The organism is Rhizobium altiplani (assembly GCF_001542405.1).
Classification (GTDB): Bacteria; Pseudomonadota; Alphaproteobacteria; order Rhizobiales; family Rhizobiaceae; genus Rhizobium; species Rhizobium altiplani.
The window spans coordinates 146712-168842 of record NZ_LNCD01000085.1; the positions used below are offsets into that span (position 1 = coordinate 146712).

The following is a 22131-nucleotide window of genomic DNA, read 5'->3' on the forward strand; positions in this document are numbered from 1 at the left end:
GCTAACGGAGATTTACCAAAAAAGACTGAATCCAATCTTTACGCCCGGCACTTGCATGCGCGTCAGACAAGCGACCGCATGGCACGGGAGCACTCTGCCAACTGATTTCCGGGAAGCGCTTGTCTGATGCGGCGCAGCATGCCACTTTCGCGATCGCAAGAAAGGCGCGACGATGACCGACAACGACAGCGGCGATTTCCACGAGCGAATCCGCCAGAACTTTACCCGCCAGGCGGCGTTGCATACGCTCGGCGCCGAACTGACCCGCGTCGGGCGGGGGTTGGTGGAGATCGAGCTGCCTTTCGACGTCAAGCTCACCCAGCAGCACGGAATTCTGCATGCCGGCGTGATCTCCGCTGCCCTCGATTCCGCTTGCGGCTTGGCGGCCTACAGCGTCATCGACGCCGAGGCATCCGTTCTGACGATCGAATTCAAAGTCAACCTGCTGTCGCCAGGCCGTGGCGATCGCTTCCTCTTCAGGGGCGAAATCACCAAGCCGGGATCGAACATCATCGTTGCGGACGGGCGCGGCTATGCGATCGGCGACGGACCGGCAAAGCTGATCGCTTCCATGACAAGCACCATGATGATCATCCGTGGCAGAGAGGGCATTTCGGGATGAAGTTTGAGCTGAAATCGGTCGCCGGCAAATCCATTCTCTTCGTGATGGCGGCGGAGGCCGAGTACGGTCCGTTCCTACGCTCCCGCTTCGAGCCGCTGATGACGGGGGTCGGTCCCGTCGAGGCGGCAATCGTCCTCACCCGGGCGCTGGCGCAACTAGCGCAGGCCGATGAGTTGCCCGACCTCGTCGTTTCGCTCGGCTCGGCGGGCTCGGCAAAGCTCGAGCAGACCGAGGTCTATCAGGCCACCTCCGTATCCTATCGCGACATGGATGCATCGCCACTCGGTTTCGAGAAGGGGCGCACGCCGTTCCTCGATCTCCCTGCCACCATCGACCTGCCGCTTAGAATCCCAGGCATTCCGGAGGCAAGCCTGTCGACCGGCGGCAACGTCGTGTCCGGGCAGGCCTATAATGGTATCGCCGCCGATATGGTCGACATGGAGACCTTCGCAATCCTGCGCGCCTGCCAGGCTTACGAACTGCCGCTGATCGGCCTGCGCGGGATTTCCGACGGTGTCGAAGAGTTGCAGCACATTTCCGGCTGGACAGAATACCTGCACGTCATCGACCGCAAGCTTTCCTATGCCGTCGACAGCCTGTTTACGGCGCTGGAAGACGGCGTATTCTGGTTCTAACCCCTGCGGGATAGGGACAATCAGCACAATAAAATCCTCGGCCGGGGGATTTCGCGCATTGCAAGACCGGGTGCTTTTCATTAAAGGCTCGCCATGACCCAGACAGCACATCCAGACAGCGTCCTCATCGTCGATTTCGGCAGCCAGGTAACCCAGCTGATCGCACGCCGCGTGCGCGAAACGGGTGTCTACTGCGAGATCGTTCCCTTCCAGTCCGCCGAAGAAGGCTTCAAGCGCCTGCAGCCGAAAGCCGTGATCCTGTCCGGCAGCCCGGCCTCGACGGTTGATGAAGGCTCGCCCCGCGCACCCCAGATCATCTTCGACAGCGGCCTGCCCGTTTTCGGCATCTGCTACGGCCAGCAGACGATGTGCATGCAGCTCGGCGGCAAGGTCGAGAGCGGTCATCACCGCGAATTCGGTCGCGCCTTCCTCGAAGTCGATGAAGACAACCAACTGTTCGAAGGCCTCTGGTCGAAGGGCTCCCGCCATCAGGTCTGGATGAGCCATGGCGACCGCGTGACGGCGCTGCCTGAAGGCTTCAAGGTCGTCGCGACTTCGCCGAACGCGCCTTACGCCTTCATCGCCGACGAGAAGCGCAAATATTATGGCGTGCAGTTCCACCCGGAAGTCGTGCACACGCCCGATGGCGCCAAGCTGATCGGTAACTTCATTCACAACATCGCCGGCATCAAAGGTGACTGGTCGATGTCGGCCTATCGCCAGAAGGCGGTCGAAGCGATCCGCGAGCAGGTCGGCGACAAGCGCGTCCTCTGCGCCCTTTCGGGGGGCGTCGACAGCTCGGTCGCAGCACTACTGATCCACGAAGCGATCGGCGACAAGCTCACGTGCGTGCTCGTCGACCACGGACTGATGCGCAAGGACGAGGCGGCCAACGTCGTCGCCATGTTCCGCGAACACTACAATCTGCACCTCATCCACGTCGACGCATCCGACAAGTTCATCGGCGAGCTCGAGGGTGTTTCCGATCCAGAGACCAAGCGCAAGATCATCGGTCGCCTGTTCATCGAGACCTTCGAGGAAGAGGCCAAGAAGCTCGGCGGCGCCGACTTCCTCGGCCAGGGCACGCTCTATCCTGATGTGATCGAAAGCGTTTCCTTCACCGGCGGACCGTCGGTGACGATCAAGTCGCACCACAATGTCGGCGGCCTTCCCGAGCGCATGAACATGCAGCTCGTCGAGCCGCTGCGCGAACTCTTCAAGGACGAAGTGCGCGTGCTTGGCAAGGAGCTCGGCCTGCCCGACTCGTTCATCGGCCGCCACCCCTTCCCGGGTCCGGGTCTCGCGATCCGCTGCCCGGGTGGCATCACCCGCGAAAAGCTGGAGATTCTCCGCGAAGCCGACGCCATCTATCTTGACGAGATCCGCAAGGCCGGCCTCTACGACGCCATCTGGCAGGCCTTCGCCGTGCTGCTGCCTGTCCAGACCGTCGGCGTCATGGGCGACGGCCGCACTTACGAGTTCGTCTGCGCGCTCCGCGCCGTGACGTCCGTCGACGGCATGACTGCGGATTTCTATCACTACGACATGGAATTCCTCGGCCGCGCCGCAACCCGCATCATCAACGAGGTGCGCGGCATCAATCGTGTCGTGTATGATGTGACCTCGAAGCCGCCCGGAACCATCGAGTGGGAATGATTTGAGAGTCGCCTCAATCGAGGCGACATCCATCAGAAATCAAGTGACTGCTGCACCGGCTTTGGCGGCGCCAGGCTAACGCCTTCGAGCTCCAACATCCTCTGCTTGGACGTTGAGCCGCCGGGCGCGGAGAATCCTCCGATCTTGTTTCCGGCCGCTAGCACGCGATGGCAGGGGATGATCAAGGCGACCGGATTTTTCGCCATCGCCTGGCCGACGTCGCGGGCGGCCTCCGGCCCTACGCCGAGTTGTTTCGCGAGCGCACCGTAGGTGGTCGTGTGGCCCCAGCCGATCTGGCGGGCAGCATCGTAAACCTGCCTGAAGAAGGCATCCTGACCAGCGAGATCGACCTTCACGGTTGAGAAGTCCGTCGGCTCTCCGCTGAAATAGCGCTTCACTGCGGCAACAGCTTCGGCAACGGCAGCCGTCGGCTTCGCCGGCTCGGCGCCGGGAATGCGGCGAAGGAGCAATCGCTCGGTTGCGTCGGCACTCGACGTCGGCAGCTGAAACCGCGTAATGCCGACATCATTCCAGGCGATGCCGCAGAAGCCACCGCTCGTCTCGAAAATCAGATAGTGATGCATTGCCTGTTGCATGGGTCATTGCCTCCCTGCTGCTCTTCTCCGAAGATCGTGCCGTCGCGGCCCGAATTCAACCCGTTTCTTGCGTCACACGAGCTTGCTCCCGTCGATCGCTCGCCCGTATGTTCTCTTTTTGTTCTTGCCATTTCAAGATCAAATGTTAGCAGGCATCTTTCGATTTCGCTTCGCCGAAGACGCGCCAACAACCATCGCGCTTCGCCAGAGAGAGTCTTTTCTTTGCGATATTGCCGGATCCGCAATCGCTCGACGAATGCGTGTCGATCCAGCAGTGGCTACAGCGGGAACACCTTCCCCTCGCATCGCCGCGTCCGCCGGCGGCCGTGCATGTCTCGCTCTATTGTGTCGGCAAAAGCGCCCGCATTCGCGAGGGGGGTCATCGCGGCGGCACGCCAGGCAGGAACGGCGATCGAGGCGTGTCAGTTCGAGCTCGTCTTCGACCATATCATCACCTTCCTGCTGCCGCAGGACAACGCGATCGTACTCACCGGCAATGGCGGACAGGAACTGTTACGGCAACTGCATGTGCAAATCGCGATCGAGATGCATCGGTTGGGCGCAGACGCCAATCTGAACCCGAACTTTCAACCTCACGCCACGCTCCTCTACGACAAGGACGTGGTGCCGCGGATCGCCCTGCAGAGGCCGGTCGTGATGGCTGCGCGCGAATTCGTTCTGCTGCACAATCGCCGGGGTCAAGCAGGCTACGAAAAGGTCGGGCGCTGACCGCTTCATGCGCGCGGATAACACCTTGCCTCCGGCTATCGAACTCGCTTAAAGCTCCTGCGACAAGGCATCAAGCGGAGAACGACATGAACACGTCCGAGATCATTATTGCCGGTGACACGGCGGGTATCGAGTGGCGTTTGCCGGTTCTTCGTTTCAATGGCAGCGATCCCAAGGCACCGAAGGTCTACATTCAGGCGGCTCTCCACGCCAACGAGCTGCCGGGCACGGCGTTGGTTCACTTCCTGTGTGAAAGACTGCGCCAGTCGGAAAACGCCGGTCAGATCAAGAGCGACTTCATCGTCGTCCCGCATGCCAATCCGATCGGGGCGGCCCAGTCGCATTTCGGTGAACTTCAGGGCCGCTTCGATCTTGGATCGCGCACCAATTTCAACAGGGAGTTTCCGCTGATCTCGGTGAAGGATCGCGACGGGTTGCTTGAGGACCTCGAGCGCCGTTCGGCCGTCGAAAAACTGAAGCGCCAGCTGCTGCATATGGCGCTCGGCTGCGATCTGGTGATCGATCTGCATTGCGATGATGAATCCCTGCAATATGCCTATATCGACGAGGCATTCTGGCCGGAGGCGGCCGATCTGGCCTCTGCGATGGAGATGGAAGCCGTTCTTCTCTCCGATGGCGAGAGTTCCGCCTTCGAGGAGGCCGTCGGTTTTGCCTGGAAATACGAGACTCCAGAGAAACAATCGCGCCTGCCCGGCAAGCTGTCTGTCACCGTCGAGCTTCGCGGCCGGCGTGACGTCTATCCCGAGATGGCGAAGAAGGATGCCGAGGGATTGTGGGAATTCCTGGCAAGCCGCGGCGCAATCGATGCCCCGGTCTCGCTGCCCGCTTTCGATGGCCCCGCTGTCCCGCTCGACAATATCGAGGTGGTCCGCGCGCCGGAGGCCGGCACGGTTCTCTTCCAACGCAACATCGGCGAATGGGTTGGCGAAGGCGATGTGCTTGCCACGTTGATCACCCGCCCCGGCATGGCTGACGGCAGCATCGAGATTTGTGCACCACAGGCCGGCCTGATCGTGACGCGCAGCTCCGAACGGCTGGTTCGCCGCCGCGCCGACCTGATGAAGATTGCTTGCAAGACCGCCAGCAAGGCAACACGCAAGCCTGGAACGCTGGAGGACTAAGTGACCGTCACCATCTACGGCATCAAGAACTGCGACACCATGAAAAAGGCCCGAACCTGGCTGGAAGAGCATGACGTCGCCTACCAGTTCCATGACTACAAGGCTGTCGGGATCGATCGCGCGCATCTGCAGGCCTGGACGAAGGAAGCCGGGTGGGAAACGGTGCTCAACCGAACAGGCACGACCTTTCGGAAGCTGCCTGAGGCCGAGCGCGAAAATCTCGACGAGGGCAAGGCGATCTCGCTGATGCTGGAGCAGCCATCGATGATCAAGCGGCCGGTTGTCGAGGCAGACGGCAAGTTGCTCATCGGCTTCAAGCCCGAGATCTACGGCAGCTTCTTCAAGGCCTGATCGATGTCGAAAACCACACGCGCCACGCAGGTTCTGAGCCAAGCCGGAATTGCCTTCACGGTCCATACCTACGACTATGATCCGAATGCGGAGCGCGTTGGCCTGCAGGCGGCAGAAGCGCTTGGCGAGCAGCCGCATCGCGTGTTAAAGACGCTGATGGCGGAGGTCGACGGCAAAGCGGTCTGCGTCGTCGTGCCGTCGGATCGTGAAGTCAGCATGAAGAAGCTCGCAAACGCCTTCGGCGGAAAGTCCGCCAACATGATGAAGCCCGCCCATGCCGAGCGCCTGACAGGCTACCACGTCGGCGGCATCAGCCCGTTCGGCCAGAAGAAGCTCGTCCCGACAGCAATCGAGGAAACAGCGCTGACAGAGGCGCAGGTCTACATCAACGGCGGGCAACGCGGCCTGCAGGTTCGGCTGGACCCGAAGGACGCGTTGAAGACGCTGAAGGCTGCCGCCGCGCCCCTCATTGCCTGATCTCAGCTGAAGCGTGACAGCAGCGAGGTCAGCGTCGCGACGTCGACCTCGCTCAGCTTGGCGCCGAAGTTCTCCTCGATGGCTCTGGCATAGACCTTCCACATGCGCTTCTGCAGCGCGCGTCCCTCCTCGGTTACAACTACCCACTGCCCGCGCCCGTCCTGATCGAAGCTCTGGCGCTGCACCAGCCCTGCCTTCTCGAGGCGGTCGATCAGTCGCGAAAGATTGTATTGGGCTAGCAACGTTCGTTCTTCGATCTCGAATGGCCGCAACTTGCCCTGCGGCGACCGCACCAGTTCCCAGAGCACGTCGTACCAGCCGAGCGCTGGGAGCCCGGCCTGCTTGAGATCCGCTTCGATCTGACCGAGCAGTCGCTGCTGCGCGCGCATCAGCCCGATCCAGGCATCGATCACCGCATCGGAGGGCGTGGCTCTATTCGTCTTTTCACTCATACATGCATTTACATCTATCTTGAATCCTGGCGCAACAGCTATTACATGCAATTGCATCTACAATGGAGATTGCCAAGATGGATCATTTGCCACCTCAAATATCCGGTTCCGCTCTGCTGCTCGTCAGCCACCACCTTTGCCCCTACGTACAGCGCGCCGCGATCGCGCTTGCGGAAAAAGGAGTGCCGTTCGAGCGCGTGAATATCGACCTCGCGGACAAACCGCGCTGGTTCCTGGAGGTCTCGCCGCTCGGCAAGGTGCCTCTGCTTTGCATTCGCCTCAGCGACGGCAGTCAGGACGTGCTCTTTGAAAGCAGCGTAATCTGTGAATACCTGGAGGAGACGCAGGACGGCCGCCGCCTTCATCCATCCGACCCGCTGACACGCGCCCGCCACCGTGGCTGGATGGAGTTCGGCTCTTCGATCCTCTCCGATCTCTGGGTCTACGAAACGACGCAGGATCGCGCGCAGCTGGAGGCGAAGCGGCAGGTGCTCGCATCAAAGTTCGCCACCATCGAGGCGGAACTGAAGGATGGCCCCTACTTTGCGGGCGTGGACTTCAGCCTGGTCGATGCCGTGTTTGCGCCGATCTTTCGCTACTTCGACGTCTTCGACGCCATCGGCGGCAGCGGCATTTTTGCCGGCCTGCCCCGCGTCCAGGCCTGGCGGACAGCGCTGTCCGAGAGACCGAGCGTGAAGGCCGCCGTCGGACCTGACTATGCCGACCGGCTGATGGCCTTCCTGAAGCGCCACGACGCGGTGCTGTTGCAGCAGCCATCCGTTTCGGCGGCCTAATCCCGCGTGTGGGCCGATGGCGGCAAAGAGCTGCCATCGGTCGACAAGCGAGCTTCAATTTCGCCGTAAAGGGGTCTAAGTCTACCGGCCAATCCGTTTTGTTCGAGGAGTGACCGATCATGAATTTCATGCCGCAAAGCCAGACCTCCGTGGATCCCGTAAAGCTTGAGAAACTGGCGGAGGTGGCCGTCAAGGTCGGGCTGCAGCTGCAGACGGGCCAGGATCTCGTGATCACGGCCCCGGTCGTCGCCCTGCCCCTCGTGCGCCTGATTACCCAGCATGCCTATATGGCAGGTGCCGGGCTGGTGACAGCGTTCTATTCGGACGAGGATTCGACGCTGGCGCGCTACCGATATGGCAGTGATCAGAGCTTCGATCGCGCCTCCGACTGGCTCTACGACGGCATGGCCAAGGCCTATGCCAAAGGCACTGCACGCCTTGCGGTTTCTGGCGACAATCCGATGCTGCTTTCGGAACAGGATCCGGCAAAGGTCGGCCGTGCCAACCGGGCGAACTCGGCGGCCTACAAGCCGGCGCTGGAAAAGATCTCGAATTTCGACATCAATTGGAACATCGTCTCCTACCCCAACCCGTCCTGGGCAGCGCTCGTCTTCCCTGACGATCCGGAAGCAATCGCCGTTGCCAAGCTCGCCAAGGCGATCTTCGCGGCGTCGCGCGTCGATGTCGAAGACCCGATTGCGGCCTGGGCCGAGCACAATGCCAATCTCGCCAAACGCTCGCACTGGCTGAATGGCGAGCGCTTCGCCTCGCTGCACTTCAGGGGACCTGGCACCGATCTGACGGTCGGTCTTGCCGACGGTCACGAGTGGCACGGCGGCTCGTCGACGGCCAAGAACGGCATTACCTGCAATCCGAACATTCCGACCGAGGAAGTCTTCACGACCCCGCATGCGTTGCGCGTCGAAGGCCATGTTTCGAGCACCAAGCCGCTGTCCCATCAGGGCACGCTGATCGACAACATCCGGGTTCGCTTCGAAGGCGGCCGGATCGTCGAAGCGAAGGCTTCGCGTGGCGAGGAAGTGCTGAACAAGGTGCTGGATACCGATGAGGGCGCGCGCCGCTTGGGCGAAGTGGCGCTGGTGCCGCATTCCTCGCCGATCTCGGCCAGCGGCATTCTCTTCTACAACACGCTGTTCGACGAGAACGCCTCGTGCCACATCGCGCTCGGCCAGTGCTATTCGAAGTGCTTCGTCAACGGCGCAAGCCTGACGCAGGAGCAGATCAAGGCGCAAGGCGGCAACTCGAGCCTGATCCACATCGACTGGATGATCGGCTCGGGCCAGGTCGATATCGACGGCATCAAGCCGGACGGCTCGCGGGTTCCGGTGATGCGTCAGGGCGAGTGGGCCTGACCGACATCGTGCGCTGACTGAGCCAGACGCTCGCGAGCACCATCGCGAAGCCGAAGATCTGCGCGGGCGTCAGGCTTTGCCCGAGAGCCAGCCAACCGATAAAGGTGGCGGTGACCGGGCTCAGGAAGCCCAACGAGGCCGCAGCTGACGGTTCGATACGCGCGAGCCCCCGGAACCACAGCAAATAGGTGAACGCTGCGCCGATCAGGCCAAGATAGGCGATGCCCAGCACATTGGCCGCGGTCGGCACCGGCAGTGTGGGTTCGACAAAGAAGGCGACGGGCGCGAGCAGGATGCCGCCGGCCGTGAGCTGCCATGCGGTAAAGGCCAGATTCGAAACCGGCGGAACCCAACGTCGCGTCAGCACCGTGCCGAATGCCATCGAAACCGCCCCCGCAATGCCGGCGGCAACGCCGATCGGATCGAGCGCCGCATTGGGTGTGAGCACGAGAAGTGCCACACCTGTCATCCCGACCACGCCGGCCCCAACGGCAACGGCGTGGATCGGCCGGCCGAGGAAGATGCGCGACAGCAGGATGACGATGAGCGGCTGAATGGCTCCGACGGTCGCGGCAACACCGCCCGGCAGACGATAGGCCGACACGAACAGCATTGCCCAGAAGAACGAGAAATTCAGGCCGCCGAGCACGAAGGCGCGAAGCCACCAGATTCCCTGCGGCAGCTGCCGGACGATCGCAAGCAGCAGAAGCCCGGCCGGCAGAGCCCGCAGGAAGGCGACCGTCAGCGGATATCCGTGCGGAAGAAAGGATGTCGTGACGAAATAGGTGCTGCCCCAGATCGTCGGAGCCAACGCCGTGATCAGCACCTCAGAAAGCGGTGCTTGAGTTTTCTTCATATCAAGAATCTCTACATCAAGATAAATACAATGTAGCGCCATTTATCTTGACGTCAAGATACGCGATGATAACAGTCTTCGCAGAAGAACGGGCTGACCGATGGATCGCGTCGACAAGATACTTGCGCAATGGAAAAACGAGCGCCCCGACCTCGATACCGAGGCGATGGGCATCATGGGGCGACTGAAGCGGCTGACGACGCACCTCGCCCGCGAGGTCGACCAGGTGCTGCAGCAGCAGGGACTCTCCTCCTCGTCCTTCGATGTGCTGGCAACCCTCAGGCGTTCAGGCGCGCCATACCGGCTCTCCCCCGGCGATTTGCTCTCCATGACGATGGTCAGTTCCGGCACCATGACCAACCGGATCGACCAGTTGGAGAAAGCGGGCCTGGTCGAGCGCGTTCTCAATCCGGATGATCGGCGAAGTGTTCTCATCGCCCTGACCGAAGCCGGATTTGCCGCCGTGGAAAGTGCCGTCGGCCTCCACGTCGCCAATCAGCAACGCTTGACGCAGGGTTTCAGCGCGGAGGAGAAGGCCCAGCTCGACGCCCTGCTGCGCAAGTTTCTGGCGACATTCGAGTAGCCGGGCCAGCAGCCCTCCTCGTGTGTGCCGTGGCATCGACGGACGGCAGCCTCCCTGTCTTTGGCCTCAGATGTGCAGGTCAACCCAGATGGCGGCATGATCCGACGCCGCGTGTTTCGGCTCGGTGAGTTCCGGATAGGTCTCCCAGCGTTTCGGCCGGCTTCCGGGCCAGGCGCCCTTGCGGAAGACACCGCCTCGCTCGACCTTGTCAAAAAGCTTCGGCGACAGGAACAGGTAGTCGATCTTGTTTCCGGCGTTGCCAAGACCGAAGGTCCCAGGAAAGCCGCCGTCATCGAACGCGGGATGCGTAAAGGCATCCTTCAACGTGCTCTCCTTCAACGGCGCCAGCGGGGCGCTATCCGGCGTGTCGTTGAGGTCGCCGATCAGTGCGATGTGGTCGAATCCTTCCGCGAGACGCTTCTCGTAGATCTCGCGCGCCCGCTGCGCTTGCGCGTGCCGGCGAGCATCGGAGGACTGAGCGCTGCCGAAACCCTTGCTCTTGAAATGATTGACCATGACAAGCAGCGTCGTTCCCCCGGGCGTCGTCACGAAATATTCGGGGCAATCGCGCGAGAAGATCGGGTTGCTTGCCGCGTCCCTGTCATCGACGTGGCTGCGCATGATGTCGAGCGCTAAACCCTTTCGGGTCATCAGCCCGACATCGATGCCCCGCTCGTCATTTCCGTCGATCACCATGACCTGCGTGAAGGGGTTGCCGCCAACGGCCGGCAGCACCTGGGTGTTGAAAGCAGTGAGCACAGGCCGGCTCTCGACTTCAACGATGCCGAGAATATCGGCCTCGAGATCACTCATGACGCGCGCCGTGTTCTGCATGGCGATCTCGTTGATCGGCTCGTCACGCAATTCCAGCGATCCGACCCAGTCGATGCGACCGTTGGCGGTGATGACCACCCCGCCGGCTCTCGGCCGTTTCAGAAGACTGCCCCTATTGCGCCGAAGAATGACGAAGGGACCCGTATCACTCCCCTCCATGCCGAGCTCGATGATCAGCGTGGCCATGCGCGCCTTGTCGGCTTCGCTGTAGGTCACCTGCCCCAGCAATTTCTCCAGTTCGGCAAAGCGGTCGAGAACAACCCGGCCGTCGGCCCAGGTTTCCAGGTTCATCGCCTTTGCGCGGTCGAACAGGTTTTCGACATTGAAGGATGCAAGTCTCATGTCACGCCCTCCCGTTTATCGGGGATAATGACACGTATATGTTGCATTTCAATGATGTCGCCCCAGGATTGGGTCGTCAGCACCTATCTAGAAGAGAGTGCCTTGCTTTGGCGGCGCCTGCTCATCCTGTGGCTTTTGTGCTCGTTTCTTCAACGTGGATGAAGACGGGAGCCCCTCGGTGGTCACCGCGCCGACGCGACCATCCGCGAATTGGATTGAGATACCCGAGCCTGCGGACAACATTGCAGCCTGTGACACCGGCCTATTCTCATCGTCCCGGATAACTGCAAAGCCGCGCTTCAAGACATTCTCGTAGGACAACGACTGCAGCACGCGATACTGCGCCGCGACCTCGCCGCGTGCCCGCGTCAGCTGATGCGCCACCGCTGTGTCGGCGTGACGCGATAGATTGGCGAGACGGTCGCGCAGCCGCGATGTCTGCGTCTTCAGACGAGCCGGCAATGTCGCAAAAATAGCATCCGCACGACTGACTGGTGCTCTGGAACGCTCGATAAAACGCTCGATCGTGCGCTCCGCACGCGTGATCCGTTCGTTGAGATACTGGCGGCGCTCGGTGATGCGGTTCGAGAGGACATCGGGCCGCAAATGCGCCGCCGTTCGCTCGAAGCTGCGGCGCTTGTTGATCGTGTTGAGTTCGAGGCCGCGGCCGAGACCGGCGGCAGCCTCGTCGAACCGGCGACGCGGCAGCGCCAAGAGCTGATCCAGCGACGGCAGCGCGCGGACCAGCGCCCGGACGGACTGGCGATGGTGATCCATGCGGCGGCTCATGCAGCCCTGTAGGCGGGCGCCAAGAGCGGCCGTCTGCGCCTCCAGTTCGGCCTTCACGGGAACGGCCATTTCAGCCGCACCGGTCGGGGTCGGTGCACGCACATCGGCAGCGTAGTCGATCAGCGTCCAATCCGTTTCGTGGCCGACCGCAGAGATCAGCGGAATCTGGCTTTCGGCCGTCGCGCGTACGACGATTTCGTCATTGAAGCTCCAGAGATCCTCGAGGCTGCCGCCGCCACGCGCGACGATCAGGACATCAGGGCGGGGCATGTCCCCACGCGTCTCGAAGCTGTTGAAGCCTCGGATGGCATTGGCGATTTCCTCGCCCGAGCCTTCGCCCTGCACCTTTACCGGCCAGACGATGACATGAACCGGGAAGCGATCGGAGATGCGGTGGAGAATGTCGCGAATGACGGCGCCTGTGGGCGACGTCACGACACCGATCACCTTTGGCATGAAGGGAAGCCGCCGCTTGCGGGACGGGTCGAACAGGCCCTCGGCGCCAAGCCGGCGCTTGCGCTCTTCGATCAGCGCCATCAGCGCGCCGGCGCCGGCCGGCTCCAGCGTCTCGATGACGATCTGATATTTCGATGAACCCGGGAAGGTCGTGATCTTACCGGTGGCGATTACCTCCATCCCTTCCTCGGGACGGAATTTCAGCCTTGAGAAGTTGCCCTTCCAGACGACGGCATCGATACGGGCACGGTCATCCTTCAAGGAAAAATAGGCGTGACCGGAAGAGTGCGGGCCCCGGTATCCGGAAATTTCGCCGCGCACGCGCACCTGGTCGAAGGCTGTCTCGACCGTGCGCTTGATCGAGCCGGACAGCTCCGAAACCGAGTACTCGGTAAGATTGCTCGGCGAATCATTCTCGAAGACGTTGCTCATGATCCTGTTCTAGCCGATGAGGCGGCAAAGAGCAGCCTCCGAAGGGGGATGATTTTATGCGCTCTTCCGTAGCCAAAGCCGGCGGCACCCTCATTTTTCGTTCAGCATCAACAGCTTAGATCGGTCGAACCGGAAAGCAGGCGAATCGATCACCTCTCCGTTTTCCCCGGCAATCCTTGCGGAGCGAAGATCGGGCAACCGACAAGAGGAGTTTTCCATGTCCGACCGTTTCGCCTCCCATGCCCCTTCGCTCACCGGTCCCGCGAGCGCCGGTTTCGCCATCATCCCCAATGACAGTCTTGACCTCGTTGAGATCACGAGGGCAGTCTATGTCGGCATCGGTGGAGACCTTGTCGTGACCATGGCGTCTGGGCAGGCGCTCACCTTTGCTTCGGTTCCAGACGGCTCGGTCCTGCCACTTCGAATCTCTCGGGTCCACGCCACCGGCACCACGGCAGAGAGCATTCTTGGGCTGACCTAGCTTGCCTTTGTGCTGCAGGCCGGAATCGTGCCGGTTGCAACCACTGGGGAAAACGGTAATAAGCCGCGAGATTAATTGTTCGGTAAGATGGACACGCCTATGCTGCCGCGACTCAGGAGAGGCTGATGATCGCTCTGACGACCACAATACTTGGTTTCGCTACCGCGCCAATGCGCTCGATCTTTTCGATGGTGTTGGTCGGCTGCCTCATCTGCGTCGCCTATGCTGGTGCGGCCTGGGTCTCATCCACATCCATTCTTGATCTTGCGGCCGCCATCGTCTGCTATGACGCTGGTCTCATGATCTGCCTGCTTGGCCTCTACGCCTTCGATCGCAGCCGGGACCGCCGACGCTTCATCTAGGCCTTACGAGCCGGTGGGCACGTAACGGAAGAGCCGGATGGGCGCGCCCTCGGGCGTCGGTATGGATTGCAGGTAAGCCGGAACGACGCCCTTCGCCAGTTGCGCATAGAGGCCGTCCGGCTTCATTTTCGTAAGCTCCCTGGTCTGCGGATTGTCGGCGCAATAGGCAAGGACCGTAGCCCCGACTCCCTTCAGGAAGGCCTCGGCTTCCTGCGGTTCTGCCAGGCCAATATGTATTTCCGTCAGCATGCCGCCCTGGTTTCGATGATACGGCGCCGCCAGTATGCGATTGCCGGTAAAGCGAAGGATCGACACACCGACGTCCGACGGCGCGACCACCAGGCCGGCCGGCAAATCGGCCAAAGGCGCGATGGACGACTTCGACGAGCAGGACGGTTTTGCGGGTGCGGTCTGCAGGATGCTTTCACCATTCCCCATCTGCATGCCGATAAGCCCCCCCGCTAACCCCCACACCGCCGCCACGCTCAAGAGAACCGTGGAAAGGTAGCAAAAGGCGGCCGCGACATCTTCGCTGTCACTGGCCGATAACCGGCGCATGTCGATGATCAGCAATGTCAGCGGCAGGATTGCAAGAAGATTGGAAAACGCGGTGCCGCGCACTTGCACCGCGGCGATTGTCCAACTGACGGCGAGGAGGGACAGCAGAACAAGATGGACCCGCACGCGATCGCCGTAAGCGAGGCGGAACATGCAGACGGCAAGCGCAAAAGCCCCAGTCGAATAGTAGAAGCCAAGCGTAAAAGGGTCCTGCCAATTGGCGCCAAGGATCGACTGTGCCTCCTGCACGCGGTCCAACCAGAGCTCGACAAGAAGCGGATCGAGGTCGGCCAGCGGACTATGAAGGCACTGCGGAGCGATCGTGACGGCGGAGACGAGCACGACCGCGCCGATCCCGCCGACGGCCGCAAATCGCAGCAGTCGGCTCCGTCCGCTCGCGAACGTGGCGGCAAAGAGCAACAGCCCGCCGCCGATGGCCGCAAGACTGTAATAGCCGAGCGACAGGTTATCGCAGGTCACGGCCGAGTAAAGCCTTGGCGGAACGGTTCCGACGAAAAGCAGGCTGATGGACAGACCCAGGGCGAGCCCGAAAGCCTTGGCAGCGCGCGCGAACGGCTCGCCTTCCCAAGCCCACGAAACGGCGACGACAACGCATACCACCGCCACGAACGGCGTCGTTTCGGCCCCAATCGCGATCGCCATCGCGGCCGCCAGCCCGGCGACGGCGTAGCTGAGCGGCCGATGGTTTTCGTCGAGCAACATCGCCGTCATGATGGCGACCAGTGCAAACTGGACGTTGTGGTGGTCGATGGCGCCCGGCAGAAAGCGGTTGTTCGCAACCAGGAGCAGAGCGGTCAGCCCCAAGGCGACATGCATGCCGAACGTGCCGCCGATGCGCCGGCCGGCAAGTCCCATGGCCCACAGGCTCGGAACGATCAGCGACAGCGGCCAGACGGCCAGCGCAACCGCCTCTGCCCGCTCTTGCGGGAAAAAGAAGCCGAAAAACCGGATCAGCGTCGCGATCGGAAGGTCGATCAGCCGGGACCAGTGCATCAGCGTACCATCACCGAGTCCCATGCGGTATTGCATGAGGTCGAACCAGCCCTGCCCGTTCAGGAAATCACGCACTTCGACAAGCCGCATGCCGTCATCATTATCGGCGCCGACATAGTCGGTCGCGCTAGGCAGCTTCAGAGCGAGGATCGCGGCAATAAGGACAGCGCTGTAAAAAAGCACCGATGGCCATAACAGGGTCATCATGGCGCGCAGCTTGGCGATCGGCGATGCCGATGTGGAACCAGCGATCATCTGGGCTACATTCGTCATGAAGCGGATCTCACCGTTTGAGTGCCAAGATCCTACCGTTCGCCGGTCAAGAAACCGTAAAAGTCCTGCTCACGCGCAGTTTTCGCCGGCTCCATAGCCACTTGTTAACGCGCACCGTCTATTCTTGCCGAGATTTCTTCGCCGCGGGTGTGATCATGACCGGATCGCGTATCGACAATCTGAATATTGCCGTGCTCCTGCCCTGCTACAACGAGGCCTCGACGATCGGCGCCGTTGTCCGGGGATTCAAGTTTGCGTTGCCGGGCGCCCCCATCCACGTCTACGACAACAACTCCACGGATGGCACGGCACTCCACGCGATGCTTGCCGGTGCCCACGTGGTGCGCGAACGTCGGCAGGGCAAAGGTCACGTTGTCCGGCGCATGTTCGCCGACATCGACGCCGACATCTACATCATGGCCGATGGCGACGGCACCTACTCGCCCGACGATGCTGAGGAACTGATCCGCACCCTGCTGACGGAGCGCGCCGACATGGTCGTCGGCACACGGCGCGGCGTCCATGCGGATGCCGGCAGGCAGGGGCATGCCTTCGGCAACAAGATCTTCAACATGTTGTACCGGACGATCTTCGGTACTGATTTCACCGATATCTTCTCGGGCTACCGCGTCTTCTCGCGACGCTTCGTCAAGAGTTTCCCTGCCGTCTCGGGAGGCTTCGAGATCGAAACGGAAATGTCCGTGCATGCGTCGCGTCTGAAGCTGCCTGTCAGCGAGCTGGAACTGGATTACGGCCGTCGGCCGGAAGGTTCTCACTCGAAGCTTTCGACCTTCAAGGATGGCGCCAAGATCCTCTGGATGTTCGCGATGCTGATGAAGGAAACGCGGCCCTTCGTGTTCTTTGGCATCATCAGCGCGATTTTTATGTCAGCGAGTCTCGGATTCATGACGCCCGTCCTCTTCGAGTATTTTGAAACGGGTCTCGTCAGCCGAATGCCGACATGGGTCCTGTCTATGGCACTGATCATGGTGTCGTTCATGATGTTTACCGCCGGCGTGATCCTCGATTCCGTTTCGCGCGCCCGCGCAGAGCAGCTTCGCATCCACTATATGAGCCTTATGGCTCCGCGCCCGCGCGAGCACACACCCTTGCTGCCTGATGATCTCGACGATTATCATCAACAGTCGGCCAAGATCAGCACCAGATGAAGAAGCTGCTCCGCTTCGGGATTGCTGGCGGCCTTGGCTTTATGGTCGATGCAGGCGTTCTTGCGCTCTTGCTGCATATCACGCCGCTTGGCCCATTCATTGCTCGCGTGATCGCGATCGCTCTGGCAATGGCAGCGACGTGGATCTTCAACAGAACATTCACCTTCGATCGCTCGGGACACTCGCTCGCCGTCGAGGGATTTCGCTACGGCTCCGTCGGGGTGACGGCGGCGCTGGTGAACTATGGGCTTTATTCGGCGCTGCTGCTGCGGCTACCTGACCTGCAACCACTCGCGGCGATGGTTCTTTCCACCGCCGCGTCCACGGTCTTCAGCTTCGTCGGCTATTCCCGCTTCGTTTTTCGAGGCGACTGAGCTCAGACGGGCTCCCAGCCGTCCTTCTCGCTGGCGCGGTAGATCGCATCGATGAACTTCTGGCTGAGCTTCGAGCTCTCCAGCGTCACCACCTCTTCATTCTCACCCTTGGCAGCGCGCGCAAAGGCCTCGGCTTCGCGCTTGTACTGGCGGCTGTCGGGGAAGCGGAAGATCGTTGATTCATTGTGGCTGCGGTTGGTGAGTTCGATCTCCTCGGCGCCCCAGCGGTCAGCATTGAACGGTGACTTCACCTCGATGAAGCCGTCGGTGCCATGGAAAACCATGACCTGGCGGTTCGCCATCTGGGTAGCGATATAGAAGGTCAGTTCAAAATCGCCGAAATCGGCCTTGACGCTGGAATAGATGTCGGTGCCGAATTCCGGGTCGCGGCGGGTGACGGCCTGGACGCGCAGCGGCTCCTTGCCGGTGGAAAAGCGTGTGCCGATCGTCGGATAGACGCCGATATCAGGCAGCGCGCCGCCGCCGAGTTCGGGAATGTTGCGCATGTTGCCGGGGTCGCGGTTGAAATACGTGAAGGCGCCCTGAACATGCAGGAGTGTGCCAATCGCGCCGTCCGCTATCAGCGAGCGAACCTTCCGCCAGACCGGTGCGTAGGTGACCATGTAGGCTTCGGTGATGAGAACCTTGTTGCGGTCGCGGGCGGCAATCAGACTGTCGATCTCGTCTGCCTTGAGCGCGATCGGCTTTTCGCAGAGCACATGCTTGCCGGCATCGGCGGCCTTGATCGTCCACTCGACGTGCTGCGAGGTTGGCAGCGGAATATAGACGGCATCGATCTTGTCGGAAGCGAGCATCTCCTCGTAGGAGCCGAAGGCGTGCGGAACGGAAAAACGATCCGCCATCTCGCGAGCCCTCGCCAGATCGCGGCTCGCAACGGCCGTCACGACGCAGTTTTCCGCATCCTGAATGGCGGGTACGACGAGTTCACGGCCGATCTTTGCGGTCGAAAGAATACCAAAACGCAGCATAGCCTGGGTCCTCCTGGTTCGATTTTTGCGCACCTTAGTAAGCCGGCCACGGCGGCGCAATGGCGCGATCACAAATCGCGGAGTTGGTTTCCAATCGTTCGAAGCCACGCTAGGTTAGACTTCGGCGGTGTTCTGCCGCGTCAACGATTTCAATCAATCCGGCACTTTAGGAGAGCGCTATGGATATGCGCCGTCTTGGAAAAACCGGCCTTTCGATCGCCCCGATCGTCTTGGGCTGCAACGTCTTCAGCTGGACCGCCGACGAGAAGACGTCCTTCGATATTCTCGATGCCTTCTTCGACGCGGGCTTCAACACGATCGACACGGCCGACGTCTATGGAGCGTGGGTGCCGGGCAACAAGGGCGGCGAGTCCGAGGAGATCATCGGCAAGTGGCTGAAGCGCGGCAAGGTGTCCCGCCACAAGGCCGTCGTCATCACCAAGGTCGGCTCCGACATGGGTCAGGGCAAGACGCTGAAGGAGACCTATATCCTGAAGGCGGTTGAGGATTCGCTGCGCCGGCTGCAGACCGACTATATCGACCTCTATCTCTCGCATTGGCCGGACGAGAACACGCCCTATGAGGAGACGCTCGGCGCCTTCGCCAAGCTGAAGCAGCAGGGCAAGATCCGCGCGATCGGCTGCTCCAATCTCGACGCCACGCAGCTTCAGGCGTCCTTCGATGCCGCCGAGAGGGCCGGCGTGCCGCGCTACGATGTCATCCAGCCGGAATACAATCTCTATGCACGCGCGAGCTTCGAGGGACCGCTGGCGGATCTCTGCGTCAAGGAAGATATCGGCGTCATCACCTATTTCAGCCTTGCCGCCGGCTTTCTCTCCGGAAAGTATCGCACGAAGGCCGATACGGAAGGCCGCGCCCGCGAAGGCCGGGTGGCGCAATATCTCGACGACAAGGGACTGCGCATTTTGGCAGCGCTCGACAAGGTCGTGGCGGAAACCGGCGCCAAGCCGGCAGAGATCGCGCTTGCCTGGCTGCTCAGAAAGAAGAGCGTGACGGCGCCTATCGCCAGTGCTACCAGCCTGTCGCAACTTGAGAGCTTGACCAAGTCAGCGACGCTTTCACTCTCCGATGACGCGATGGCGCTGCTCGACAGGGCCGGCGCCTGACGGGAGGGACCGATGACCGTGACGATCCGCGATGCGAAGCCCGAGGACGAAGCGCGCTGGCGCGAGCTTTGGGCCGGCTATCTCGCCTTCTACGAGGTCACGGTCGATCCTGACATCACCGATGCGACATGGCGCCGGGTCTTCGATCCGGCGTCTGCGATCTTCATGCGTGTCGCCGAGGTGGACGGCAAGATGATGGGTTTCACCCTCAGCCTGACGCATGAGGGCACCTGGATCCGTGGCAAGGACTGCTATCTCGAAGACCTCTTCGTCGATCCGGCCGCACGCGGAAAGGGTGTGGGCCGCGCCTTGATGGACGATCTCGTTTCGCTCTGCAAGAAGAACGGCTGGTCGCGGCTCTACTGGCACACCAGCGAACAGAACAAGACGGCGCGGGCGCTGTACGACAGCTATGTCGAGAACGACGGGCACATCCGCTACCGCATCAATTTCTGAGCGGCGGGAAGCCCTCATACAAGCCGGCGTGGCTGCCCTCCCAGTTCCCCATGCCCGGCTTCGTCAGGATGCCGCGTGGCCTCACATAGCTCTGGATGACCCGGCGCGGCCGTTCGTGCCATTGGATGTTGAAGGCCCAGAGCTTCGGGAAGAAGCAGAGCGAGGCATAGGGCAGATGATCGTGGATCCACCATGCCAGCCTCTGCCAGTCCTCTTCGTTGCTGTAGTTGTCGACCATCCACGGGACGACGACACAGGCGGTGGCACCCATGCAGCCATCGAAATCGCGCAGGTCCCAGATGTGATCGGCGGCCGTGGCGGCATTTGACGAGCAGTTGAGGTTGTTGCGGTTGCCGAACTGGTTGACCTCAGGCGAGCGATAGCCGGAACGGACGTGCAGCCGGCCGAACGTCGCCTGCAGCGGTTCCAGCAACTCCCCGCAGAGCCGCCTTCCCGCTTCGATCGCCAGATCGGGATTTTCGGGGATATTCGGAATGCGATAGAAATCGGCGATTTCGGAATGCAGGAAATCACGGAGGAAGAAATTCTTCGAAAGGCGCGCACGCCCGAGTTCCTCCAGGCCCTTCATCGATCCAGGTTTCTTCACGAAAAGCTCCCGTTGGTTGAACGTCTCACTCTGCCTCCCCCGCCGATCAACGCAACCCGAAAACGACCGGAACAATTGGCTACCTCCTGTCTTTCCCTAGCTTCCGTAGCTCCCCGCCAAGGAAGCGCGGATCCCCCACACCCAGGAAGGAAGAGACAATGGCCAAAGAAAAGACCCTCGACGATCTATTCTACGATACGCTCAAGGACATCTATTTTGCCGAACGGCAAATCCTGCGCACCCTGCCGAAAATGGCGCGGGCGGCTCAATCGCAAGAGCTGAAGGCCGGCTTCGAAAAGCATCGCGAGCAGACCGAGGGACATGTCGAGCGCCTGCAGCAGGTCTTTGACCTCGTCGGCAAGCGCGCCCAGGGCAAGACCTGCGAGGCGATCCAGGGCATCATTGCCGAGGGCGAAGAGATCATCGATGAGTTCAAGGGCTCGCCGGCTATCGATGCCGGTCTCATCTCCTCTGCGCAGGCAGTGGAGCACTACGAGATCGCCCGCTACGGCACGCTGAAGACCTGGGCGCAGACCCTCGGCAAGAAGGACGTCGTTGCCCTGCTCGACAAGACGCTGCAGGAAGAAGCGGCAACCGACAAGACATTGTCGAAGCTGGCCATGACGGCTGCCAACCAGAAGGCCGCGGCCTGACCGTCGATCCGGCGGGATGCCCAACGGCATCCCTCCGCTTCACCCGACATAACGGAAGAAGTCGATGAAGGCACGCAGAGCTGGCCGCATCTGGCGCCGGCTCGGATAGTAGATGAATGGCCCCGGATAGGGCGAACACCAGTCCTCCAGCACACGGACGAGCTTGCCGCTTGCCAGTTCGTGCTCGACGCGCAGGTCGAACAGATAGGCGAGCCCCACGCCATTCAGCGCCGCGATCAATCCCAGCCTGTCCTCACTGACGATCAGGGGACCATCGACTCCCACAACCAGCTCCTGGCCGTCCTTTTCGAATTCCCAGCGATAGATCGTGCCGTTTGTAAAACGCCGCTTGATGCAGCGGTGGTGAACCAGATCGGAGGGATGCAAGGGTTTCGGGTGCCGCTCAAAATAGTCGGGAGAACCCGCAATCACCGTGGTCAGATTCGGCGAGGCCCGCACGGCGATCATGTCCGCCTCGAGGCTCTCCTCCAGGCGAATGCCGGCGTCGAAACCTTCCCGAACGATATCGGTGAACCCATCCTCATTGGCGATTTCGAGGGTGATATCAGGATAGCGGTTCAGGAATTCGCCAAGCCGCGGCGCAAGCAGGATATCCGAGGCAAAACGCGGCGCGGAGATGCGCAGATTTCCGGCCGGCCTTCCACCCGCCTCGGTGACCGCTTCCAGCGCGATCCCGATTTCATCAAGCGCCGGCTTCAGGCGCTGCAGCAGCAGACGCCCCTCCTCCGTCGGCGCGACACTGCGCGTCGTCCGTGCCAGCAGCCGGACGCCGAGGCTTTCTTCCAGGCGCGAGATCGCGTGGCTGACGGCGGATGGCGCAATTTCCAGCTCCTTGGCGGCCGCGCGAAAACTTCGTCGTTCGGAAACGGCGGCGAGAACGACGAGTTGGGCAAGCTGCGTGCGGTTCATTGATCGAATGATTAGAACA

General features: G+C 61.4%; 26 protein-coding genes. 17 read left to right on the forward strand and 9 right to left on the reverse strand.

Going from position 1 to position 22131, the window contains the following annotated elements; all coding sequences use genetic code 11:
- Window positions 1–172: 172 nt before the first annotated feature.
- The 3 genes from AS026_RS20590 (at window position 173) to guaA (ending at window position 2913) form a co-directional block, all read left to right on the forward strand.
- Entirely contained in the window at window positions 173–622 is a 450-nt protein-coding gene (locus AS026_RS20590; RefSeq protein WP_025658634.1) for a PaaI family thioesterase, read from the forward strand.
- A complete protein-coding gene (locus tag AS026_RS20595; protein WP_062371429.1) occupies window positions 619–1257 on the forward strand; it encodes a 5'-methylthioadenosine/S-adenosylhomocysteine nucleosidase in 639 nt (212 codons plus the stop codon). Before AS026_RS20590 ends, AS026_RS20595 begins: the two co-directional genes overlap by 4 nt.
- A gap of 93 nt (window positions 1258–1350) precedes the next feature.
- Window positions 1351–2913, forward strand: a complete 1563-nt coding sequence (gene guaA, locus AS026_RS20600; RefSeq protein ID WP_018855201.1) for a glutamine-hydrolyzing GMP synthase — start codon at window positions 1351–1353, stop codon at window positions 2911–2913.
- A 32-nt stretch (window positions 2914–2945) separates the two neighbouring features.
- Here the strand turns inward: guaA and AS026_RS20605 are convergent, their stop codons facing one another.
- Window positions 2946–3509: a methylated-DNA--[protein]-cysteine S-methyltransferase gene (locus AS026_RS20605; protein WP_062371431.1), complete on the reverse strand. Its 564-nt coding sequence runs from the start codon at window positions 3507–3509 to the stop codon at window positions 2946–2948.
- Between the two features lie 330 nt (window positions 3510–3839).
- On the opposite strand from AS026_RS20605, the gene AS026_RS20610 reads away from it, so the two are divergent.
- The 4 genes from AS026_RS20610 (at window position 3840) to ybaK (ending at window position 6208) form a co-directional block, all read left to right on the forward strand.
- A complete protein-coding gene (locus tag AS026_RS20610) occupies window positions 3840–4238 on the forward strand; it encodes a 2'-5' RNA ligase family protein (RefSeq protein WP_245307568.1) in 399 nt (132 codons plus the stop codon).
- An 86-nt stretch (window positions 4239–4324) separates the two neighbouring features.
- Window positions 4325–5380 carry a M14 family zinc carboxypeptidase gene (locus AS026_RS20615; protein WP_062371433.1) on the forward strand — a complete coding sequence of 352 codons (1056 nt, stop codon included), beginning with the start codon at window positions 4325–4327 and terminating at the stop codon, window positions 5378–5380.
- Window positions 5381–5731, forward strand: coding sequence for an ArsC family reductase (locus AS026_RS20620; protein ID WP_018855205.1), 351 nt, complete (start codon window positions 5381–5383; stop codon window positions 5729–5731). It abuts the gene before it with no gap.
- Between the two features lie 3 nt (window positions 5732–5734).
- Window positions 5735–6208, forward strand: coding sequence for a Cys-tRNA(Pro) deacylase (gene ybaK, locus AS026_RS20625; protein WP_062371435.1), 474 nt, complete (start codon window positions 5735–5737; stop codon window positions 6206–6208).
- 2 nt (window positions 6209–6210) lie between these two features.
- Here the strand turns inward: ybaK and AS026_RS20630 are convergent, their stop codons facing one another.
- Window positions 6211–6660: a MarR family winged helix-turn-helix transcriptional regulator gene (locus AS026_RS20630; protein ID WP_082728561.1), complete on the reverse strand. Its 450-nt coding sequence runs from the start codon at window positions 6658–6660 to the stop codon at window positions 6211–6213.
- Window positions 6661–6737: 77 nt separating this feature from the next.
- On the opposite strand from AS026_RS20630, the gene AS026_RS20635 reads away from it, so the two are divergent.
- Both AS026_RS20635 and AS026_RS20640 read left to right on the forward strand, forming a co-directional pair.
- Window positions 6738–7454 carry a glutathione S-transferase family protein gene (locus AS026_RS20635; RefSeq protein ID WP_062371499.1) on the forward strand — a complete coding sequence of 239 codons (717 nt, stop codon included), beginning with the start codon at window positions 6738–6740 and terminating at the stop codon, window positions 7452–7454.
- A gap of 119 nt (window positions 7455–7573) precedes the next feature.
- Window positions 7574–8827: an aminopeptidase gene (locus AS026_RS20640; RefSeq protein WP_018855209.1), complete on the forward strand. Its 1254-nt coding sequence runs from the start codon at window positions 7574–7576 to the stop codon at window positions 8825–8827.
- Here the strand turns inward: AS026_RS20640 and AS026_RS20645 are convergent.
- Window positions 8775–9683 (reverse strand): EamA family transporter, encoded by a 909-nt coding sequence (locus tag AS026_RS20645; protein WP_018855210.1) that lies wholly within the window; start codon window positions 9681–9683, stop codon window positions 8775–8777. The two genes, AS026_RS20640 and AS026_RS20645, sit on opposite strands and share 53 nt — an antisense overlap.
- A gap of 100 nt (window positions 9684–9783) precedes the next feature.
- Between AS026_RS20645 and AS026_RS20650 the strand changes: the two genes are divergently transcribed.
- On the forward strand, window positions 9784–10266 hold the full coding sequence (locus AS026_RS20650) for a MarR family winged helix-turn-helix transcriptional regulator (protein ID WP_062371439.1): 483 nt from the start codon (window positions 9784–9786) through the stop codon (window positions 10264–10266).
- Window positions 10267–10332: 66 nt separating this feature from the next.
- On the opposite strand, the gene AS026_RS20655 is transcribed toward AS026_RS20650, so the two are convergent.
- A complete protein-coding gene (locus AS026_RS20655) occupies window positions 10333–11442 on the reverse strand; it encodes an endonuclease/exonuclease/phosphatase family protein (protein WP_062371441.1) in 1110 nt (369 codons plus the stop codon).
- Window positions 11443–11529: 87 nt separating this feature from the next.
- Window positions 11530–13119, reverse strand: a complete 1590-nt coding sequence (gene xseA, locus AS026_RS20660) for an exodeoxyribonuclease VII large subunit (RefSeq protein WP_062371444.1) — start codon at window positions 13117–13119, stop codon at window positions 11530–11532.
- Between the two features lie 217 nt (window positions 13120–13336).
- Here xseA and AS026_RS20665 point away from each other — a divergent pair, with 217 nt between their 5' ends.
- Together AS026_RS20665 and AS026_RS20670 are read left to right on the forward strand one after the other, a co-directional pair.
- Window positions 13337–13600, forward strand: a complete 264-nt coding sequence (locus tag AS026_RS20665; RefSeq protein ID WP_062371447.1) for a spike base protein, RCAP_Rcc01079 family — start codon at window positions 13337–13339, stop codon at window positions 13598–13600.
- Between the two features lie 125 nt (window positions 13601–13725).
- On the forward strand, window positions 13726–13962 hold the full coding sequence (locus AS026_RS20670) for a hypothetical protein (protein WP_062371449.1): 237 nt from the start codon (window positions 13726–13728) through the stop codon (window positions 13960–13962).
- Window positions 13963–13965: 3 nt separating this feature from the next.
- Here AS026_RS20670 and AS026_RS20675 read toward each other — a convergent pair whose 3' ends face one another.
- On the reverse strand, window positions 13966–15807 hold the full coding sequence (locus tag AS026_RS20675) for a hypothetical protein (protein ID WP_062371451.1): 1842 nt from the start codon (window positions 15805–15807) through the stop codon (window positions 13966–13968).
- Window positions 15808–15962: 155 nt separating this feature from the next.
- Here AS026_RS20675 and AS026_RS20680 point away from each other — a divergent pair, with 155 nt between their 5' ends.
- Together AS026_RS20680 and AS026_RS20685 are read left to right on the forward strand one after the other, a co-directional pair.
- Window positions 15963–16976 (forward strand): glycosyltransferase, encoded by a 1014-nt coding sequence (locus tag AS026_RS20680; protein ID WP_062371454.1) that lies wholly within the window; start codon window positions 15963–15965, stop codon window positions 16974–16976.
- Window positions 16973–17350 carry a GtrA family protein gene (locus AS026_RS20685; RefSeq protein ID WP_018855219.1) on the forward strand — a complete coding sequence of 126 codons (378 nt, stop codon included), beginning with the start codon at window positions 16973–16975 and terminating at the stop codon, window positions 17348–17350. Before AS026_RS20680 ends, AS026_RS20685 begins: the two co-directional genes overlap by 4 nt.
- A gap of 2 nt (window positions 17351–17352) precedes the next feature.
- Here AS026_RS20685 and AS026_RS20690 read toward each other — a convergent pair whose 3' ends face one another.
- A complete protein-coding gene (locus AS026_RS20690; protein ID WP_062371456.1) occupies window positions 17353–18339 on the reverse strand; it encodes a Gfo/Idh/MocA family protein in 987 nt (328 codons plus the stop codon).
- A 179-nt stretch (window positions 18340–18518) separates the two neighbouring features.
- Here AS026_RS20690 and AS026_RS20695 point away from each other — a divergent pair, with 179 nt between their 5' ends.
- Both AS026_RS20695 and AS026_RS20700 read left to right on the forward strand, forming a co-directional pair.
- Window positions 18519–19466 carry an aldo/keto reductase gene (locus AS026_RS20695; RefSeq protein WP_062371458.1) on the forward strand — a complete coding sequence of 316 codons (948 nt, stop codon included), beginning with the start codon at window positions 18519–18521 and terminating at the stop codon, window positions 19464–19466.
- A gap of 12 nt (window positions 19467–19478) precedes the next feature.
- Complete coding sequence (locus tag AS026_RS20700) at window positions 19479–19922, forward strand: GNAT family N-acetyltransferase (protein ID WP_062371460.1); 444 nt, start codon at window positions 19479–19481, stop codon at window positions 19920–19922.
- Here the strand turns inward: AS026_RS20700 and AS026_RS20705 are convergent.
- Window positions 19912–20529: a hypothetical protein gene (locus tag AS026_RS20705; protein WP_062371463.1), complete on the reverse strand. Its 618-nt coding sequence runs from the start codon at window positions 20527–20529 to the stop codon at window positions 19912–19914. The genes AS026_RS20700 and AS026_RS20705 overlap by 11 nt on opposite strands.
- A 158-nt stretch (window positions 20530–20687) precedes the next feature.
- Between AS026_RS20705 and AS026_RS20710 the strand changes: the two genes are divergently transcribed.
- On the forward strand, window positions 20688–21182 hold the full coding sequence (locus tag AS026_RS20710) for a YciE/YciF ferroxidase family protein (protein ID WP_018855224.1): 495 nt from the start codon (window positions 20688–20690) through the stop codon (window positions 21180–21182).
- A gap of 39 nt (window positions 21183–21221) precedes the next feature.
- On the opposite strand, the gene AS026_RS20715 is transcribed toward AS026_RS20710, so the two are convergent.
- A complete protein-coding gene (locus tag AS026_RS20715) occupies window positions 21222–22112 on the reverse strand; it encodes a LysR family transcriptional regulator (RefSeq protein ID WP_018855225.1) in 891 nt (296 codons plus the stop codon).
- Window positions 22113–22131 lie beyond the last annotated feature (19 nt).

Coding starts and splice junctions, on each gene's coding strand:
- AS026_RS20590 (WP_025658634.1), top strand. CDS start 173: ATGACCGACAACGACAGCGGCGATTTCCACGAGCGAATCCGCCAGAAC.
- AS026_RS20595 (WP_062371429.1), top strand. CDS start 619: ATGAAGTTTGAGCTGAAATCGGTCGCCGGCAAATCCATTCTCTTCGTG.
- guaA (WP_018855201.1), top strand. CDS start 1,351: ATGACCCAGACAGCACATCCAGACAGCGTCCTCATCGTCGATTTCGGC.
- AS026_RS20605 (WP_062371431.1), bottom strand. CDS start 3,509: ATGCAACAGGCAATGCATCACTATCTGATTTTCGAGACGAGCGGTGGC.
- AS026_RS20610 (WP_245307568.1), top strand. CDS start 3,840: ATGTCTCGCTCTATTGTGTCGGCAAAAGCGCCCGCATTCGCGAGGGGG.
- AS026_RS20615 (WP_062371433.1), top strand. CDS start 4,325: ATGAACACGTCCGAGATCATTATTGCCGGTGACACGGCGGGTATCGAG.
- ybaK (WP_062371435.1), top strand. CDS start 5,735: ATGTCGAAAACCACACGCGCCACGCAGGTTCTGAGCCAAGCCGGAATT.
- AS026_RS20630 (WP_082728561.1), bottom strand. CDS start 6,660: ATGAGTGAAAAGACGAATAGAGCCACGCCCTCCGATGCGGTGATCGAT.
- AS026_RS20635 (WP_062371499.1), top strand. CDS start 6,738: ATGGATCATTTGCCACCTCAAATATCCGGTTCCGCTCTGCTGCTCGTC.
- AS026_RS20640 (WP_018855209.1), top strand. CDS start 7,574: ATGAATTTCATGCCGCAAAGCCAGACCTCCGTGGATCCCGTAAAGCTT.
- AS026_RS20645 (WP_018855210.1), bottom strand. CDS start 9,683: ATGAAGAAAACTCAAGCACCGCTTTCTGAGGTGCTGATCACGGCGTTG.
- AS026_RS20650 (WP_062371439.1), top strand. CDS start 9,784: ATGGATCGCGTCGACAAGATACTTGCGCAATGGAAAAACGAGCGCCCC.
- AS026_RS20655 (WP_062371441.1), bottom strand. CDS start 11,442: ATGAGACTTGCATCCTTCAATGTCGAAAACCTGTTCGACCGCGCAAAG.
- xseA (WP_062371444.1), bottom strand. CDS start 13,119: ATGAGCAACGTCTTCGAGAATGATTCGCCGAGCAATCTTACCGAGTAC.
- AS026_RS20665 (WP_062371447.1), top strand. CDS start 13,337: ATGTCCGACCGTTTCGCCTCCCATGCCCCTTCGCTCACCGGTCCCGCG.
- AS026_RS20670 (WP_062371449.1), top strand. CDS start 13,726: ATGATCGCTCTGACGACCACAATACTTGGTTTCGCTACCGCGCCAATG.
- AS026_RS20675 (WP_062371451.1), bottom strand. CDS start 15,807: ATGACGAATGTAGCCCAGATGATCGCTGGTTCCACATCGGCATCGCCG.
- AS026_RS20680 (WP_062371454.1), top strand. CDS start 15,963: ATGACCGGATCGCGTATCGACAATCTGAATATTGCCGTGCTCCTGCCC.
- AS026_RS20685 (WP_018855219.1), top strand. CDS start 16,973: ATGAAGAAGCTGCTCCGCTTCGGGATTGCTGGCGGCCTTGGCTTTATG.
- AS026_RS20690 (WP_062371456.1), bottom strand. CDS start 18,339: ATGCTGCGTTTTGGTATTCTTTCGACCGCAAAGATCGGCCGTGAACTC.
- AS026_RS20695 (WP_062371458.1), top strand. CDS start 18,519: ATGGATATGCGCCGTCTTGGAAAAACCGGCCTTTCGATCGCCCCGATC.
- AS026_RS20700 (WP_062371460.1), top strand. CDS start 19,479: ATGACCGTGACGATCCGCGATGCGAAGCCCGAGGACGAAGCGCGCTGG.
- AS026_RS20710 (WP_018855224.1), top strand. CDS start 20,688: ATGGCCAAAGAAAAGACCCTCGACGATCTATTCTACGATACGCTCAAG.
- AS026_RS20715 (WP_018855225.1), bottom strand. CDS start 22,112: ATGAACCGCACGCAGCTTGCCCAACTCGTCGTTCTCGCCGCCGTTTCC.